This window comes from Mesorhizobium sp. M0848, assembly GCF_040319805.1.
GTDB lineage: Bacteria > Pseudomonadota > Alphaproteobacteria > Rhizobiales > Rhizobiaceae > Mesorhizobium.
On sequence record NZ_JAMYOM010000008.1, the window covers coordinates 1 to 16,113 of the forward strand.

At 57.7% G+C, this 16,113-nt stretch carries 17 protein-coding genes and 1 tRNA gene; 14 read left to right on the forward strand and 4 right to left on the reverse strand.

What is annotated here, in order from left to right; genetic code table 11:
* Positions 1 to 156: 156 nt before the first annotated feature.
* Positions 157 to 624 (reverse strand): Hsp20 family protein, encoded by a 468-nt coding sequence (locus NKH95_RS10810; RefSeq protein WP_013529716.1) that lies wholly within the window; start codon positions 622 to 624, stop codon positions 157 to 159.
* Between the two features lie 480 nt (positions 625 to 1,104).
* Between NKH95_RS10810 and NKH95_RS10815 the strand changes: the two genes are divergently transcribed.
* On the forward strand, positions 1,105 to 2,082 hold the full coding sequence (locus NKH95_RS10815; protein ID WP_352728336.1) for an alpha/beta fold hydrolase: 978 nt from the start codon (positions 1,105 to 1,107) through the stop codon (positions 2,080 to 2,082).
* Between the two features lie 98 nt (positions 2,083 to 2,180).
* Here the strand turns inward: NKH95_RS10815 and hisN are convergent, their stop codons facing one another.
* Both hisN and NKH95_RS10825 read right to left on the reverse strand, forming a co-directional pair.
* The gene (gene hisN / locus NKH95_RS10820; protein WP_352629484.1) at positions 2,181 to 2,954 is read right to left on the reverse strand and encodes a histidinol-phosphatase; all 774 of its coding nucleotides are present in this window, start codon (positions 2,952 to 2,954) and stop codon (positions 2,181 to 2,183) included.
* Between the two features lie 328 nt (positions 2,955 to 3,282).
* A complete protein-coding gene (locus NKH95_RS10825; RefSeq protein WP_128303129.1) occupies positions 3,283 to 4,224 on the reverse strand; it encodes an N-formylglutamate amidohydrolase in 942 nt (313 codons plus the stop codon).
* Between the two features lie 163 nt (positions 4,225 to 4,387).
* On the opposite strand from NKH95_RS10825, the gene cpdR reads away from it, so the two are divergent.
* From cpdR to NKH95_RS10860, 7 genes are all read left to right on the forward strand, one after another.
* The gene (gene cpdR / locus NKH95_RS10830; protein ID WP_006199474.1) at positions 4,388 to 4,750 is read left to right on the forward strand and encodes a cell cycle two-component system response regulator CpdR; all 363 of its coding nucleotides are present in this window, start codon (positions 4,388 to 4,390) and stop codon (positions 4,748 to 4,750) included.
* Positions 4,751 to 4,866: 116 nt separating this feature from the next.
* Positions 4,867 to 4,941 (forward strand) — tRNA-Val (locus tag NKH95_RS10835).
* A gap of 551 nt (positions 4,942 to 5,492) precedes the next feature.
* The gene (locus tag NKH95_RS10840) at positions 5,493 to 5,825 is read left to right on the forward strand and encodes a helix-turn-helix transcriptional regulator (RefSeq protein ID WP_352891522.1); all 333 of its coding nucleotides are present in this window, start codon (positions 5,493 to 5,495) and stop codon (positions 5,823 to 5,825) included.
* Entirely contained in the window at positions 5,822 to 6,724 is a 903-nt protein-coding gene (locus NKH95_RS10845) for a hypothetical protein (RefSeq protein ID WP_352891523.1), read from the forward strand. The genes NKH95_RS10840 and NKH95_RS10845 overlap by 4 nt, the downstream gene beginning before the upstream one ends.
* Positions 6,725 to 7,052: 328 nt before the next feature.
* Complete coding sequence (locus NKH95_RS10850; RefSeq protein ID WP_352891524.1) at positions 7,053 to 7,802, forward strand: hypothetical protein; 750 nt, start codon at positions 7,053 to 7,055, stop codon at positions 7,800 to 7,802.
* Between the two features lie 85 nt (positions 7,803 to 7,887).
* The gene (locus tag NKH95_RS10855) at positions 7,888 to 8,754 is read left to right on the forward strand and encodes a hypothetical protein (protein WP_352891525.1); all 867 of its coding nucleotides are present in this window, start codon (positions 7,888 to 7,890) and stop codon (positions 8,752 to 8,754) included.
* A 115-nt stretch (positions 8,755 to 8,869) separates the two neighbouring features.
* Positions 8,870 to 9,382 carry a hypothetical protein gene (locus tag NKH95_RS10860; RefSeq protein ID WP_352891526.1) on the forward strand — a complete coding sequence of 171 codons (513 nt, stop codon included), beginning with the start codon at positions 8,870 to 8,872 and terminating at the stop codon, positions 9,380 to 9,382.
* A gap of 386 nt (positions 9,383 to 9,768) precedes the next feature.
* Here the strand turns inward: NKH95_RS10860 and NKH95_RS10865 are convergent, their stop codons facing one another.
* The gene (locus tag NKH95_RS10865; RefSeq protein ID WP_352891527.1) at positions 9,769 to 9,960 is read right to left on the reverse strand and encodes a hypothetical protein; all 192 of its coding nucleotides are present in this window, start codon (positions 9,958 to 9,960) and stop codon (positions 9,769 to 9,771) included.
* 189 nt (positions 9,961 to 10,149) lie between these two features.
* On the opposite strand from NKH95_RS10865, the gene NKH95_RS10870 reads away from it, so the two are divergent.
* The 6 genes from NKH95_RS10870 (at position 10,150) to NKH95_RS10895 (ending at position 16,058) form a co-directional block, all read left to right on the forward strand.
* Positions 10,150 to 11,814 (forward strand): RecQ family ATP-dependent DNA helicase, encoded by a 1,665-nt coding sequence (locus NKH95_RS10870; RefSeq protein WP_352891528.1) that lies wholly within the window; start codon positions 10,150 to 10,152, stop codon positions 11,812 to 11,814.
* Between the two features lie 154 nt (positions 11,815 to 11,968).
* Positions 11,969 to 12,229 carry a hypothetical protein gene (locus tag NKH95_RS10875; protein ID WP_127218519.1) on the forward strand — a complete coding sequence of 87 codons (261 nt, stop codon included), beginning with the start codon at positions 11,969 to 11,971 and terminating at the stop codon, positions 12,227 to 12,229.
* The gene (locus tag NKH95_RS10880) at positions 12,229 to 12,561 is read left to right on the forward strand and encodes an HxsD-related protein (RefSeq protein ID WP_352891529.1); all 333 of its coding nucleotides are present in this window, start codon (positions 12,229 to 12,231) and stop codon (positions 12,559 to 12,561) included. Before NKH95_RS10875 ends, NKH95_RS10880 begins: the two co-directional genes overlap by 1 nt.
* Positions 12,554 to 14,011: a His-Xaa-Ser system radical SAM maturase HxsB gene (hxsB, locus tag NKH95_RS10885; RefSeq protein WP_352891531.1), complete on the forward strand. Its 1,458-nt coding sequence runs from the start codon at positions 12,554 to 12,556 to the stop codon at positions 14,009 to 14,011. Before NKH95_RS10880 ends, hxsB begins: the two co-directional genes overlap by 8 nt.
* Position 14,012: 1 nt before the next feature.
* A complete protein-coding gene (gene hxsC, locus NKH95_RS10890) occupies positions 14,013 to 15,176 on the forward strand; it encodes a His-Xaa-Ser system radical SAM maturase HxsC (protein WP_352891532.1) in 1,164 nt (387 codons plus the stop codon).
* Between the two features lie 57 nt (positions 15,177 to 15,233).
* Positions 15,234 to 16,058 carry an Ivy family c-type lysozyme inhibitor gene (locus NKH95_RS10895; RefSeq protein WP_352891533.1) on the forward strand — a complete coding sequence of 275 codons (825 nt, stop codon included), beginning with the start codon at positions 15,234 to 15,236 and terminating at the stop codon, positions 16,056 to 16,058.
* Positions 16,059 to 16,113: the final 55 nt, after the last annotated feature.

Consider the following 16,113-nt stretch of genomic DNA (forward strand, 5'->3'; position numbering starts at 1 on the left):
GTGCACTTGTTTCCCACCCGCTTCCACACCTGTTTTCCCACACCTCCATATTTCTTCCCCTTTTGTGGCCCGCTGATCCCCTTAAATCTTAACCCCCCTAAAAAAAAACCGCGGCGCTTTGCGCCCCCGCTTCCGTCTCGGGAGGAGACTTGTACTTTAGGCAGCGGTCTTGGCCTCGATCTGCTTGGCCTTGGCCGAAGACGCCGTAATGGCGATCTTGCGCGGCTTCAGCTCCTCGGGGATGTTGCGCTTGAGGTCGACGAAGAGCAGGCCGTTCTTCAGCGAGGCGCCAACGACCTCGACGTGGTCGGCAAGCTGGAAGCGGCGTTCGAAAGCCCTCGAGGCAATGCCGCGATAGAGCAGCTCAGAGCCTTCGCCGGTGCCCTCGTCCTTGCGCTCACCTTTCACGGTCAGCACGTTGCGATGGGCTTCGATCGAGATTTCCTCGTCCGAGAAGCCGGCAACCGCCATCGAGATGCGGTAGGAATCCTCACCGGTGCGCTCGATGTTGTAGGGCGGATAGGTCTGCGCGCCATCCGGCTGCGCGAGCGAATCGAGCATCGTGAAGAGACGATCGAAGCCGACGGTAGAGCGATAAAGCGGGGAAAAATCAACGTGACGCATGAGGTGTTCTCCTGTTGAGCAACATGGTTTGCGTATGGCCGGTGCGAAACCCTTGAGCGGCGTTTCGGGTGGGCCAGCGGCCCCGACATTGGCGACCGCACGAGACATTTGGGGAGCGCTGGAAAGCATTTCAAGATTTCACCTGGCGGCAAAAGCCACGGCGGCCGGCCCCTTGATGAACGGCAGATGAACCGGCACTTCGGCGCGCGTTCAGGCAGCCGGCGCTAGGGTGCATTTCAGGATCAAGGATTGGCGGCGCCGATTGCACAACAGGCACCGCAACGAGGCCGACCGGGTGTAACGTCCCTTCCTCCCGGATCGACAGAGGCCGGAAGCACGCTTTCGAGCGGCTTCCGGCCTTCCCTGGTGCAGCCTCCCCTTCACCGGGAATTCCTTGGCTTTTGGCGCATGGGCGTTTATCACCTTAGCGGAGCCGGCCAGCGCAGGCGGGCATGCGAGACGCCGAGCACGAAGCGCCGAATGACGGATCTTTTCACCGAAAACTCCCTTTTTCACGAAATCGAGGGCAATCCGCGGCCGGAAAATGCCACCGGCGGCTTCTTCACCACGCGTGACCGCAAGAATATCCGCTACGGCCTGTTCGGCGCAGTCGCTCGCCCGATGAAGGGCACCGTGGTCCTGCTCACCGGCCGCAACGAGTGCATCGAGAAATATTTCGAAACCATCCGCAACCTTGCCGATCGCGGCTTTGGCGTCGCCACCCTCGATTGGCGCGGCCAGGGCGATTCCGACCGGCTGATCCGCGATCACCAGCGCGGCTACGTCAGCAGCTTCCGCGACTACACCGCCGACCTCGAACAATTCTTCGAGGAGATCGTGCTGCCCGATTGCCGCGGACCGTACTACATCCTCGCCCATTCGGCAGGTGCCTTGATCACCCTGCTTGCCGCCCCGTCGATGGTGAACCGCATCCGGCGCATGGTGCTGATCGCGCCCTTCCTGACGCTGCCCGACCTGCCGGTCTCGATCTCGACGGTTCGCCGCGTCTGTTCTCTGTTCTGCGCTCTCGGCCTCGGCCGGCTCTACGCCGCCTGGGGTCCGCGGCCGAGGGTAACGGCCCCTTTCGAGACCAACAAGCTGACATCGGACCCGGAGCGCTATCGGCGCAACACACGGATCTACGAAGAATACCCGCAACTGGCGCTTGGCGGGCCGACGATCCGCTGGCTGCAGGCAGCCGCGAAAGCTTCGGAAGCCGTCAGCGACCCCGATTTCATGGCTCGGATCCAAGTCCCGCTGCTGATCATCGCCGCCGGCGCCGACCAGGTCGTCTCGACCAGGGCCGTGGAAACCTACGCCAGGCGTCTGCGGCTCGGTTCGCTGCTGATGATCGATGGCTCCCGCCACGAAATCCTGCAGGAAGCCGACATCTACCGCGAGCAATTGCTCGCCGCTTTCGACGCCTTCATTCCCGGGAGCGACGACCCCACAGCCTGACAGGCGCCGGTCGCTGGCCCGCTCCCCAAGGGGTGCCGCCGGCAGTAAAACGACTGCTTCAAGCGGTCGGCATCACCTGAATGGCAGCGGACGCTCGTTTAGCCGCGCAAGGCGGCCATGGCGGCGGCATGAAGCTCCGGCGTCGCCGCGGCGAGCACATCGCCGCCCTGTTCCGCCGGCCCGCCATCGAATGTGGTGACGACGCCGCCTGCCTTTTCGATGATCGGGATCAGCGCCACGATGTCGTAGGGCTTCAATCCGGGATCGGCGACGATGTCGACGCTTCCCGAGGCGATCATGGCGAAGGCATAGCAATCGGCGCCGTAGCGGGCGAGCTGGATCTGTCTTTCGAATGCATCGTAACGGTTGCGCGCCTCGCCCTTGAACAGGGCCGGCGTGGTGGTGAACAGCGTCGCCTGGTCCAACTTCGTCGTCTTGCGGGTCGTCAGTTTTCGCGGCCCGCCTGGCCCCTCATAATGGGAGCCCGAGCCGTTGGCGTAGAACAGCTCGCCGGTGAAGGGTTGCGCCATCATGCCGGCAACGGCGTCGCCGTCGATCGTCAGCCCGACCAGTGTGCCCCACACCGGCAGGCCGGAAATGAACGCGCGCGTACCGTCGATCGGATCGATCACCCAGACGTGCCGGCTCGAAATGTTCTCGCTGCCATGCTCCTCGCCTAGAATACCATGATCGGGATACTCAGCAGAGATCAGCGCCCGGATGGCGCGCTCGGCCTCGCGATCGGCCTCGGTGACCGGATCGAAACTGCCCTGTTCCTTGTTGGCGACCGCACCTTGGCTGCGAAAGCGAGGTAAGGTCTCCGTCGCTGCCACCTGCGCGATGCGGCGCATGAAATCGACACTGATGTCCAACTGATTCTCCCGCACTGCAGCATGTCCGAGCCGTGCTCTGCCGCCAATTTCGTACCAAAACAAGAGTGTTCGACGGCTTTTCCGCGACGGCATCTGTTGCCCGGATGTCACACAAGCGTCGTCGAAACGCAATTTCCACATCAGAGTGAATTAAAAAAGCCTGAAGGTCGCTTGACATTTGTGCAGCGCACAATACCCTTGATCTCGGACAGGGTTTCCTGTCCATGCCCTCCTTGGGCGTTTCCTCCCTAGACTTCGACCGTATCGTGCAAACGATGCGGTCTTTTTTTACGCCGCGATTTCACTCTGCGGCCAGCGGCCGGTCGGCTCACTCCGCGGCCAGCGGCAGGTCGATAAAATGATGGTCGGGCATCGACATCAGGTCGGCTGAGAACCGCGTCAGGTCGTCGGCCAGCGCATCGAAGCCGGCGGCCTTCTCGAATGTCCGCTCGTTCATGTAGAGCCCGCGATTGACTTCGATCTGCAGCGCATGCAAATGGCGCGCCGGGCGGCCGTAATGCTCGGTGATGAAGCCGCCGGCATAGGGCTTGTTGTGGGCAACCGAATAGCCCATGGCGCTGAGCAGGCCGATCGCGGTCTCGGTCAGGGCGGCGGTTGCCGAGATGCCGAAGCGGTCGCCTATGATGAAGTCGGGCCGCAGGCCGCTGTCGCCGACCCGGATGCTCGCCGGCATCGAATGACAGTCGATCAGCACGGCAAAGCCGAACCGCGCATGGGTTCTGGTCAACAGCCGCTTCAGCGTCTCGTGATAGGGCTTGTAGACGGCCTCGATGCGGGCGATCGCTTCGGCCAGCGGCAGGCGGCCGGAATAGATGTCGAGCCCCTCGCCCACCAGCTTCGGCACCGTGCCAAGCCCGCCGGCCACCCGCGCCGAGCGGATGTTGCAGAAGGACGGCACCGGCTCGGCGAACATGCGAGGATCGAGCTCCCACGGCTCGCGATTAACGTCGAGGTAGGCGCGCGGGAAATTCGCCGCCAGCAGCGGTGCGCCGAGCGCGACGGCGCCGCCGAACAGCTCATCGACGTAGCAGTCCTCGGACCGGCGGATGGCGTTGCGGTCCAGCCTTGCCATGGCAAGGAAGCGCTCCGGATAGTAGCGGCCGCTATGCGGTGAGTTGAAGAGGAAGGGGACGCGCTGCTCGACGCCCGACCGGATTTCGAAGGGTGGAAAGACCGAAAAATCCTCGGCTGCCGTCTTCAATTTGAACGAACCCGAAAACACCAGTGCATCATGATGTGAAAGTGCCACCTTGCAAGCCTCGTGTCCAGCATTTCGGCCGCAGCACACGCCCGGCAAATATGGATCATCCCCGTCAGCGTTCACTTGATGTTTACCCTCACCTCCTCATATACAGGATGGTTAACGGGCTTGCCCAACGGCAATCTCGGGCGGGTGATTCGGACGGGATATCATGGCACGCATTCTTCTGGCGGAAGACGACGACGATATGCGTCGGTTCCTCGTCAAGGCGCTGGAGCGCGCCGGTTACCAGGTCAGCGATTTCGACAATGGCGCCAGCGCCTATGAGCGGCTGCGCGAGGAACCGTTCTCGCTGCTGTTGACCGACATCGTCATGCCGGAGATGGACGGCATCGAACTGGCGCGCCGCGCCACAGAGATCGATCCTGATTTGAAAGTCATGTTCATCACCGGTTTCGCCGCCGTTGCGCTGAACCCTGATTCCAAGGCGCCGAAAGACGCCAAGGTGCTGTCGAAACCGTTCCATCTGCGTGACCTCGTCAACGAGGTCGAGAAGATGCTGCAGGCGGCCTGAGCCGTTTTTCAAGCGAGGCGCCGCACCTCTTCGCCACTGCGGCGAGACGACGCCTTCTTTCCTTTTTCCTGCTATTGACGCGCTGGATCAAAAATGGTGTATGCGCGGCTTCGGATGGGCGTGTAGCTCAGCGGGAGAGCACTGCATTGACATTGCAGGGGTCACAGGTTCAATCCCTGTCACGCCCACCATTCGAAGCCAATGAAAAATATGACTAATTTTAGGACGAGCTGTTTTCGCTTGCGTTATGGTTGCTGCCTCAGCAATCACATAGCAATCAGGCGGGCGGGATAAAGCGGGAATAGGACGGATTGTTCCGGCAGCATGGAGGTCGCCTCAGCATACCGGCTCGTAGGTGGTTTTTCTTCACAGGGCGTTGCATAATCAGCGCATAGCAGTCCGATCACACGGAGAGCCAAAAAGCCCAGCGCACCGAGCTCCTATCGGCCCATTAGATGGCTGTTATCCACTCCACCAACCCTGCTGTTAAAAAACATTCTTGCCTGCCTCTTGTAGAGTGCACAGGACACACCCCATCTCAGGTAGAGAAGAAAAAAGGCGATAGGCCTTATAAACAGATAGCGAGCCCGGCCTCCTGTAAAGGACCGGACCAAGGGGGAACGGCCCCACCGCAAGCGCGGGACATCTGATCAAACCCACAACCCTTAATCCGGGAGTGGCGATGGTCGATGTTCGGAAGCCTCCAAACCACCATCGTCGCTCTCAAAATGAGAGCACAATCATGTCGAATCCACACACTGGGTTGGATCAAGCAATCCTTGATCTGATTGCGTATTTTGCCAAACGCGATCGGCTTCTTCTGCCACGCCTGCTGCGAGCCCCGAAGAAGCGAGCGAGATCTCCCCACTATTCAGACTCAGCCCTCCTGCGTCCTCCGCAAGCCGCCAAAGTGCTGAAGGTCAGACCGAAGACGCTCGCCAACTGGCGGGTCTCCGGGATGGGGCCTGCGTTCACCAAGTTGGGCGGAGCTATCGTCTACCGTTATTCGGACCTGCAAGCATTCATCGCGAAAGGCTCGCGTTCAAGCACGTCGGACAAGGGAGCGGCGCAATGAACGCCGAACGGAACTCGACTGAGGAAGAGAATCTTCGCGTTACGCGAAGTTTGACGGAAGCCTCCCAAGATATGGCCGACTCAACGTCGGATCGCGGGATACCGACGCTTGAGTTTGTGAAAAGCGATCCAATCCGCGCGCTGGTCTTGTGCAAGCAGGCTCGCATCTCTTTTGAGAAGACCACCAAAGAAGTAGACATTGAGCTCTGCCAAGCTTGCTTTGTGGCCATGGACGAGTTCGATCACGATCACAGCAAATGGCGGGAGTTCGTCAAGCACATCAATGAGTCAGGTTTGCTGGGACGCAAGATAAAGCCAGACAAATCGTCCAACCGAAAGAACACGATAGTTGTGCGGTTTGTTTTCGGATTCAGAAAGAGCTACGACCGAGCCTACAAAGTAGCCCGGGTCTTGGATTTCATGCGCCTTGAAACAAGTGATCCGGAGGTTGTGCGGTCCAGGATCGAGGAGGCTGGTGGTATCGAAAATCTCTATCAAAAAGCCGTCGAGACTCTGCCTTACTTGGGAAGGGACAGGGAGACCAAGGAGAAGATGCGATCCGCGTATGCGAACAGAGATCACAAATCCTTGGCTCTGTTAGTTGGCAAGAGGTCTACTGTCTTTGATGAGCTGGACAGCGGAGAGAACGATGAAAATGAGCCTTCGGATCTAGAGTCTTCGGCGACGATACCGCCGATCGAAGAGTTTATGATCGAGGTCACACGGAAGCAGTTTTCGAAACTAATCTCTATGGATTGCGGTGAGCAGCGACGTCTCATCATCGAAACCGTCGGTGAAAGGGATGACGGCTGGAAACGGTTCAAACTGGTTCGTTTTGGTCCGGTCCACCGCACGATCCGATCCGATAGTCACGATATCGATGATGGGATCCCCTTCTGATCACGAAACGAAGAACGGCTGATCAGGGAGGCCGCGGATAGGGCTTGCAACTCCGCGTAAAGCCAATTGAGGGCTGCGGTAGGCTGATCCGTTGGATGCGCCTCAAGACGCCCGCACGAAAGAGAACCCCAAACTGCAGGCTCCTTTTGGGACCTGCAGTTTGGTGGGCGTTGGGTTGAGAGCTGTCTCACCAACCCCGACGTCCAAACATCTACATAGGCATCGCGAAGATGAAGCTCTCTAAGTTCATCTACGAGCACGAAGCAGACATCCGCGATCGGCTGAAGGCCATCGTTGCAGAGGCCGCTGCGGCGGCAGGGAGGGTCGGGTGGGCAATTCCATGAAAGAAGGGGATAGGCATCGCAGGCGCAGGAGGACCGTAGAAAAGGTCGAACCCATGCGGTTCCCTCCGACTGAGGAACTTCTTCAGCAAGGCGGGGTGAACGCGGCAATAGACGATCTCGGACGAAATTTAGGTGCTCTTGGCAGGCTACATCGCCTCGAGCATCGCAAGGCTGTTGCCTGTGGCTACTATCTTGCTCGCATATTGCAGGCAGTGCCCGACCTTTGGCGCGATTTCTGTCACCGGCCAGACTGGGTCGGCAAGCCGAACAGGCCTCGTCTTGAAGAGCCCTCTAAGGCGATCGATCATGTCTTCAGACTATCCTGTGGTTTGGATTCGCCAGTCGGGCAGAAAAGGGCGTCTAAGCTGAAATTTGCCCTCGCTGATGCATGGGAGGCCAATGTTCTGCCTGCCGAGATTCCTGAGTGGCTCAAGCAAAAAGGTGGGGTCGAGAAGGCGTATAAAGCGAGACGTGCGCGGCTGGCGTCTGAGAAGGCTGGCATATCTCCGGTGAATGGGCCAAGGCGCGCCGCCAGAACCGACACTGACGCTCCATCGCTGGTTTTCTCCGATGAATATCAACTCGCCCGCCTTAGGCGCATTGGAAAAAAGGCAGACGTGTGGATGTTGGTGCGTCAATCGGCAGCTGATCCGTCTAAACTGGACGTTGTGCATGTGAAGCGCTCGAAGATCGGCCATCTTCGCTGGCCACTGCATGACAACACCCCGTTGTAGCACCCTTTTAGTCGCCACCGGCCACCGACCATTGATCACATGACCACCAACCATGCGTTCAATAACAACCGCATTCGAGAAAGTCATGGCTTCAAAACCGATTATAAGATGGAAGACCTTTGTGTGGGCGCATCACCAGTTCGATGAGAAGGTGAAACGATATGCGCTCACTAAGCGCGGCCGCGAGGGCGACTTCGCTTTAAGCGAACCCATACGGGAGAATTTGGCAGACCGTGCCTCAAGTTCTCTTAAAGCGATGAATTGTAGGGCAAGGAGCGAGTTTTGCCGGGCGGCCAGGAACGTCATGAAGGCCGCAGTCAAACCGACGCCAGAACGGCCTGCCTTTTTCCTTACGCTATCGCCGATCGATTTCGTAACCACCGCTGCCGATGCAGAAACATACGATTGGTCGGTCCTGCAAAAATGGGCAGAGAAAGTGCTCAAAGGATTTTGCTACTTTGGCATCGTCGATGCAGCGCCGTATGCCAACACCCCTAGAGGGCGTGAGAAGGTTGTATCGTGGCATATCCACGCCATTGTGTGGGGCGCGAGCCGTGAAGAAATGGAGGCGTTGAAGGACTCCGTGAATGAACGGTACGGATCGCTCTTGCCAAATCGCGAGGCAGCGCATTTCCGTGTTCGTAGTAGCTGGAAGGGCCTTCGTCAGAGCCTCATCTACATGCTCAAGGCACCCCTAAAGACCTATCGGGTTTACCCGGTCAAGGGGCCCGACGGGCGACCGACCGGGAGATACAGACAACGAAAGGGCTGGCATCGGTCAGGTGAAGCTGCTGCCGTTTGCCGGTTTATGCACGGCGCGGAGATCGACAAGCTGTGCGTCGCCGGACTAGGCGGTCGGGAAGTTTGGGAGCGCACTACGGCTAGGTCCACTTTGACCATCGGTCAGCAGGATGCTGAGCGGCTTCGTGCCTTAGTTCGGTACGTTTCCTGAGACCAGTTTCTATCCGACTGGACCCAGCTGTCTCGCTGGCGCGGCAGGGTCCTCTTAGCGGCTTGCGCTGGCCACAGAGAAAGGTCCGATGGTATTGCACACGTCGGGGCACATCATGCAGAACATGACCTTCTATCACTTCACCAGCGCCGAAAGCCTCTTAGGCATCGGCCGTCATGGGCTTACGGTGGGTGACGTGCCGACTGACATCGCAAAGATGCGCGGACTAGTCGGGGTTTGGCTTACCAGTTCGCCCCTCTCGGACAATCATGGGCTGGGTAAGCAATACGACAAGCGCCGATATAGGCTCACCGTCGAACTTCCAGTTGGCCTGCCGACCCTTCACAAATGGACCGAGTGGTCGAAACAGTACGTCACCCCGCAGACCATAACTGGCCTTCAGGACACTGCTTCGGCTTGGGACACTTGGTACATTGTGCTGGGAGTGGTGCCTGCTGATGGGGTGATCGCGTGTATCGATGTCCAGAGTGGCGAAACAATCCACAACTGGCGTGAAATCAAGCTACCCGGCAGCGAGAAGCGTATCGTGCCACCGTGGAGGCGCGAAGCGTGGCAAAAGAGAATGTTCAAGCAAGTTAGCAAGGCACTAGCAATGCGGGCGAAATAGCGTTCCCTGCCATCCATCATTGGCAGCCGCGACCGGCCTCGCGTTCTACCGATCAGGCCTGACGTCTGCTCGACGCGACTTGCCACGCGGCTCTCATTAGCCGCAGAACGAGAACGGTTTGATCGTGTACGTGGTCTCGGAGACCTTCGTCAGATTCCCTGATCCGACATCGTAAAAGCGGCGAACGCAGGTGTCGTACTTGTCGTTGCTGGTGTCCATCCAGTCAGCCTGCAGGAGAGTGCTGTCAATGCCGTATTGGAGCTGAAGCTGGTAGTTGTCCTCGCCGCCGAGCGGGAAATGACCACTCTCCCATCACGACCATCGATCAGAAACGCGAAAATGCATGACGTGCCACAGCCGATTTCGATCACTGAGAAGTGGCCGCCCTAATTTGCGCCGGACTTCATGCCGTTCCGAATCCTGGTTTTGAATTGGGCGACAGAGCCTGTGAATTTTGGCAGGACCGGCTTTCCCTTGAGATACATTTTGGTTGGATAGTCGCCGAATTTAGGTTCTGCCGCTGCCGGTGAGACGGCGAGTAAAATGGCTGCTAACAACGCTAAAATCAGTTTCATCATGCTGCCCAAATTCCCTTAACGACGCGGCAATGCCTCCGGCCGCCAAACCTGTCAACAGTTTCCTACACCGGGTTTTAACTGAGACCTCTCACATTCCGCGTAGACTTTAGATGCCTTCGAGGGACTACCTGCCAACTGCTGACTAGATTGGGGAAATTTGATCTGAACGTGCCATCCAATAGCTGGTCCATGATCCGGCAGCAGGTTTTGCAGCGCGACGGCTATTGCTGTGTATCTTGTGGCATCAGGCTCAAGTCGGTGGATGCGGACGTACACCATTTGCTCCCCCGCTCGATGGGCGGAACCGACGAAATGTCGAACTTGGTGACCCTCTGTGACGGCTGCCACGCGCGCCACCACCCAAACTTAGCAGGTGGTCTGGCGAGACGGGTGATGGAGAGATGGGCTGTGCGCCTTGCAAAATGGCTGGACCGTGAAGGGGTGGTGACCGAAGCGGCGGGCAACTTCGGTCCCGCTCTGCGGCTGTTCGGACTGGCCCGATTTCGTCACGGTCAGTTGCCGATCATACTGGCAGCGCTATCTGGAAAATCCGTGCTGGTCGTCAGCCCTACGGGTTCCGGCAAAACGCTGTGTTTTCAGCTCCCCGCGGTGCTCCGACGCGGAGTTGCCCTCGTTGTATCTCCCTTGAAGGCGCTGATGGCAGAGCAGGTGTCCGACCTCCTCGGGAAGAAGATACCGGCAACGTTCATCAACAGTGATCTGAGCCGTGAGGAGAAGGAGACCCGATTTTCTCTGCTTGGCCTGAAGGCCATCAAGCTCCTCTACGTAGCGCCGGAGCGCTTCTTCGTACGCAGCGATGCGGAGCGCAGCCAACTCAAGCGGAGCGAGCCGTCCTTTCTGATCATCGACGAGGCCCATTGCGTGGACCGCTGGGGCGAGGACTTTCGACCTGAGTATGGTCGGCTACGCGAAGTGCGCGAAAAGCTGGGTGCTCCCCCAGTCTTGGCATTCACAGCGACCGCCGGAAAGGAGATGCAGGATCGGATCCTCGCGTCTCTTGGCATTCCGGATGCAAAGGTGTTCGTCCGCGATGTGGATAGGCCAAACATCGCGATGTTGCGACGGCATTGTCGATCTGAACAGCGGGCGCAGGAAATAGCATCCATGCTAACGTTGCCCCAGTTGAAGGGACAAAAGGCGATGGTCTTTGTCCCAACGGTGAAAGTGGGTGACGAACTGCGGACTGCTATGTCGGCGATGGGGTTGGACATCCCATTCTATCATTCCAAGCTGGGAACCGCATGGGAGCGGCAGGAACTCGTCAAGCGCTTCTTGGGGCAGAGCCGCCCAGTGGTCGATCAGATTGTCTGCACCAACGCCTTTGGCATGGGCCTCGACGTTCCTAACGTGCGGCTGGTGGTGCACTGGCAACAATCAGCATCTGTTGAAGACCTGTTGCAGGAGTTTGGCCGCGCTGGAAGAGATGGGAAGCCGTCGGTCTCGGTCATGTTCCACGACGGTAAGGGCCGAGGTGATACGGGACGCCTCAAATTCATGGCCGAGATGACTGTCTCGAATGCACCGGGGGATGAACACCAAAGAGCGGTCATGCTGGAGCAGCGGACCCGGAACATCGATCAAGTGGCCGGGATGCTCCGCTCGACGTCCTGTTTTCGCAAGTCGATCCGCAACTATTTCGGCGACAGCAAGGGACGACACAGACTGAGCCTTGCAGAGCGGATCCTCGAATGGGTTTTTGGAACACGTGCGCCGACAACCTACCACACCGCTTGCTGCGATAGCTGCGACGCCGCAACCATCAAAAAGCACGGCGCGATAGCTTATGTTGCGCGGGTCATGGGCGGTGAATTCCCGCGTTTAGGGCGAAAATGACAATCGATTGTGCTCAGAAGACGGAACCCCGTCATCACCACAATACAGTATTTTGTCCGAACATTTAGTGTTCTCTTAAGCACTTCTCCACAATCGGTACTTGCCCGGCTTGGCCCGTTTTGCTAATGAGTCCGTACAAACGGGGGTTTGGATAATGTCTAAGCGCAATTTCCTGTCACCAATGGCCTTGTCGGCCACGATGATTCTCGGCGGCCAAGTTCAGGCTGCAGTCCTTGTCGAATCGGCAAATCAGCCTTCGGCCAAGCTTGCTGAAGCTGGCACTGTTCCGGCGGACCTCGGCTACGGTGAGGTGCTCGACCGCTCAAATGGTACGGACGTTATCATGGCGTACCACACCAGCCATTCGAGCCATGCTAGTCACGGGTCTCACTGCTCTGGCTACAGCTATTGTTGATGTCGGACACCCCTCGCGATAGCGAGCTCGTCCAGACTGCCCAAGTCAACTTTGATCTGTCAGTCTTCAGCCTCGACTGTGTGAAGCGCGCAGCGTATCGGGTAACCGGGAACGCTGCGGTTGAGATCACGATCGAAGGCGGCTTTGCGGTCTGCACGATCAACTTCAGCAGGGCGGCCGTGCGAGCTTCGGCCGACGCAGCGATAGAAAGGCTACGGCTAGAGGTCTTGGATCAGGACCTGCGTAGCAGCATCGCCGCCGAAACCGCCACGGTGAGAAACGCGATACTGGCGCTGGCGTTTTCCAGATCGGGCCTACAGTCCGATGACTAAGTTTGCTCCGGCAACTGAGTTCCAACGACCGTTGGACGACACATACCAGCTCGCGTACTTCCGTTTTTCCCAGTTGGACGACGAGCGGTATGTGCTGACCAACCAAGCGGGCGAATATCTGGTATTGCCGCGCGCCCTGCTGGCTTCGTTTGTCAAGCACGAGCTTCCCAGCACACACCCCGCCTACTCCCGCCTGCGCAGCAAGCAGTTCCTCTTTGATGCATCCTCCAATATCGGCAAGGAGCTGCTGGCGCTGAAGGTTCGGACCAAGGCAAAGAGGCTTGAGAACTTCACCTCGCTTCACATCATGGTCGTATCGCTGCGGTGCGAGCACTCCTGCCCTTACTGTCAGGTATCCCGTCAAAGCGAAGATCGTTCAGCCTTCGATATGTCAGAGGAGACTGCCGAGAAGGCGTTGGCGCTCATTTTCCAGTCTCCAAGTCCGGCTATCAAGATCGAGTTCCAAGGCGGCGAGCCGCTTTTGAACTTCCCATTGATCCAACACGTCGTGCATCGAGCTGAAGCGATCAACAAGGTTGCCGGGCGGTCGCTGCAGCTCGTCATCACGACGAATCTCGCTGTCGTTACGGAAGAAATCTTGGAGTTTTGCCGCGCGCACAGCGTCCTAATTTCTACGTCGCTCGATGGTCCGGCCACTCTTCACAATGCGAATCGACCGCGCCCGGGAAAGAACAGCTATGAATTGGCTGTGGCAGGTATCCACAAGGCCAGACTGGCTCTCGGCCATGAACGCGTCAGCGCACTTATGACGACGACCAAAGCCAGCCTTCCACTGGTGCGCGAGATCATTGACGAATACGTGCGGCTAGATTTCCCCGGAATATTCCTTCGGCCGCTTTCCCCTTACGGCTTTGCGGTCAAGACGAAATCGTACGCTGCCTATGACGTGGACCGCTGGCTCGACTTCTACTTCGACGGGCTGAATTACATCCTGGAGCTGAATCGGAACGGCATTCCTTTCAAGGAGTTTTACGCGGCCACCATCCTTACAAAAATGCTCACGCCTTTCGAGCCGGGATATGTGGACCTGATGAGCCCGGCAGGCATCGGTATCTCCGCCGTTGTCTATAACTATGACGCCAGCGTCTACGCATCCGACGAAGCGCGCATGTTGGCTGAGATGGGCGACAAGACATTTCTGCTCGGGAACGTCCACGAAAACACGTACGCGGAGATTTTCGGGTCTGACGCTCTCCTCGATCCAATTGAGCAGTCCTTTGCCGGGTCCGCTCCGATGTGCGCCGAATGCGCCTACGAGCCTTTTTGTGGGTCTGATCCCGTATTCCACACTGCAACGCAGGGCGACTTTGTTGGCCTCAAAACGCGGTCGGGATTCTGCAATCGCAACATGTCGATCTTCAAGAGGCTGATCGACCTTATGGAGAGGGACGTTACCGCCCGAGAACTCTTTCTAAGTTGGGCGAATTAGGATGTTGCGACTGAGTGGCTTCGCTGCGTCAGCAAGCGTCGGTGATTTCTCACAGCGAGTGGCACTTAGGCTCGTGACGGGCCAAGCTGATCAAGCGCCTAACCCGGAGCATGATGCGTATCTTTTCAAGGGGCAGGCGTTTCATTCTGAATGCCAGTGGGTTGTCACCTTTGAGGAGCACCGGCCGGAGGCTGAGCGACTGTTTTCAGACCGACGACTAGTCTTTCTGCCCCACGAGTTCGACTACCTCAGCGAGGGAGACGTTATCCGCTTTGTCCCGGATCGGAAGGCAGTGCGTGTCCTGTTCAGAAAGGATGCCAACGCGAACTATTTCCTCGTAACGGAGCGGTGCAACCACCTGTGCTTGATGTGCTCCCAGCCACCCAAAGACGTTGACGATCGCTGGTTGGCGCGCGAGATTTTGGATGTGCTGCCCTTGCTGCCCGCAACGACCCCGTTTCTCGGGATCACTGGCGGTGAGCCGACGCTGGTGGGCGAGGACTTTTTTGACATTTTGTCATCAGCTCGTGACCACCTTCCTTCTACGCCGGTTCATATTCTTTCCAATGGCCGGACATTTAAGGACAAGGCCTTCTCGCATCGCTATCAAGCAATCGGGCATCCTCGTCTTTCCGTTGGCATACCGATCTACTCAGCGGATCCGGAAGTGCACGACTATGTGGTTCAATCCAAAGGCGCTTTCGATGAGACCATCCGCGGGATCATGAACCTGAAGTCCGTCGGGGCTGAGGTCGAGATACGAGTTGTCGTTCACAAGCAGACCTATGAAGGTCTCGCCGACCTGTCAGATTTCATTTTTAGAAACCTCACCTTCGTAGACCATGTGACGTTCATGGGGCTGGAGATCACTGGCTTCACAAGGGCAAATATGGATAAGCTCTGGATGGACCCTTACGACTATCGAAGTGAGTTGCGGGCGGCTGTGCAATATCTGGCTGCGGCTAGGATCAATGTTTCAGTCTACAATCACCAGCTCTGTCTTCTTGATGGCTCCATCCATCAGTACGCAAAACGCTCGATCAGCGATTGGAAAAATGAATACGCCGATGAGTGCAGCGGCTGCTCCCTACGCAATAAATGTGGCGGCTTCTTTTCATCCAGCAGCCTCGCAAAAAGCTCTCACATCGCGGCGTTCCAATATTAGAACACCGATGTGCATCGGGACTTTCACGAAACCCGATTCAAAAGCTAAGGCCGTCCAATGCGAAGCTACTTGAGAAACTTTCTCGCGCTAATTGTCATCCTCAGCTTCACGACAGCGTCAATCGCAGATGATTTCAATGCCATTCTATTCGGTCATTCAGTTGAAATTTACGGCGAGACCGAGGAGACGATGCATCTTGACGGAAAGCCGACCATTACAGACGGTAGACTCACAATCGACGAAATCACAATTGTGAACGGAATTCCAACATTGGTTGGCAACAGCCTGTCCGGCGGCAACGCTTGCGAAGGATCACCCTTCATTGTTTCGTTCCCCCCTACCGGCCAGCCTCGCATTGACGGGCCGATCGAGGGAGCCGACTGCGCGTTGGTAACCCGCAAGGTTGAAGACACTGCGATTACTTTTTCCACAGCTCCAAGTGCCGGAAGGGTCGGCAAGATATGGGTCTGGACGCCCTCCGCTGGCCTTGCTGAGCAGGCGTCCGTTGAAATGCAGCCTGATTTGACTAAGGGCTTCGCGACCTTGCGAGAGCGCACTGTCAAACACCCGTCTGACCTTTTCAGCTACGGGGAAATTAGCAGTGCCATCAGCGACCTCCTTGGCCCCGACCTCGGCGCCTACCGGGAAACGCTTGATGGGACGGGCTCCGGGAAATTCGTCGGCGACGACTATGTCGGAACGGCTTGCACCCCGCATATGTGCGGCCTTCAGGAGGCATTGGTTTTTGTGTCCGCAAAAGAACATCGCATCTTCGCGGCGTGGAAACCGGATCAAAAAAAGATGGAAGTCCGGCCGCCTCTAGATGAATGGCCCGACAAGGCTCAAGCCGAACTGGCAACGTGGGCGCGAAAATGGATGTAGCTCGGATTTGAGGTGATAATCTTGCAGCTGAGATATCCGACAGCCTTTACAATCG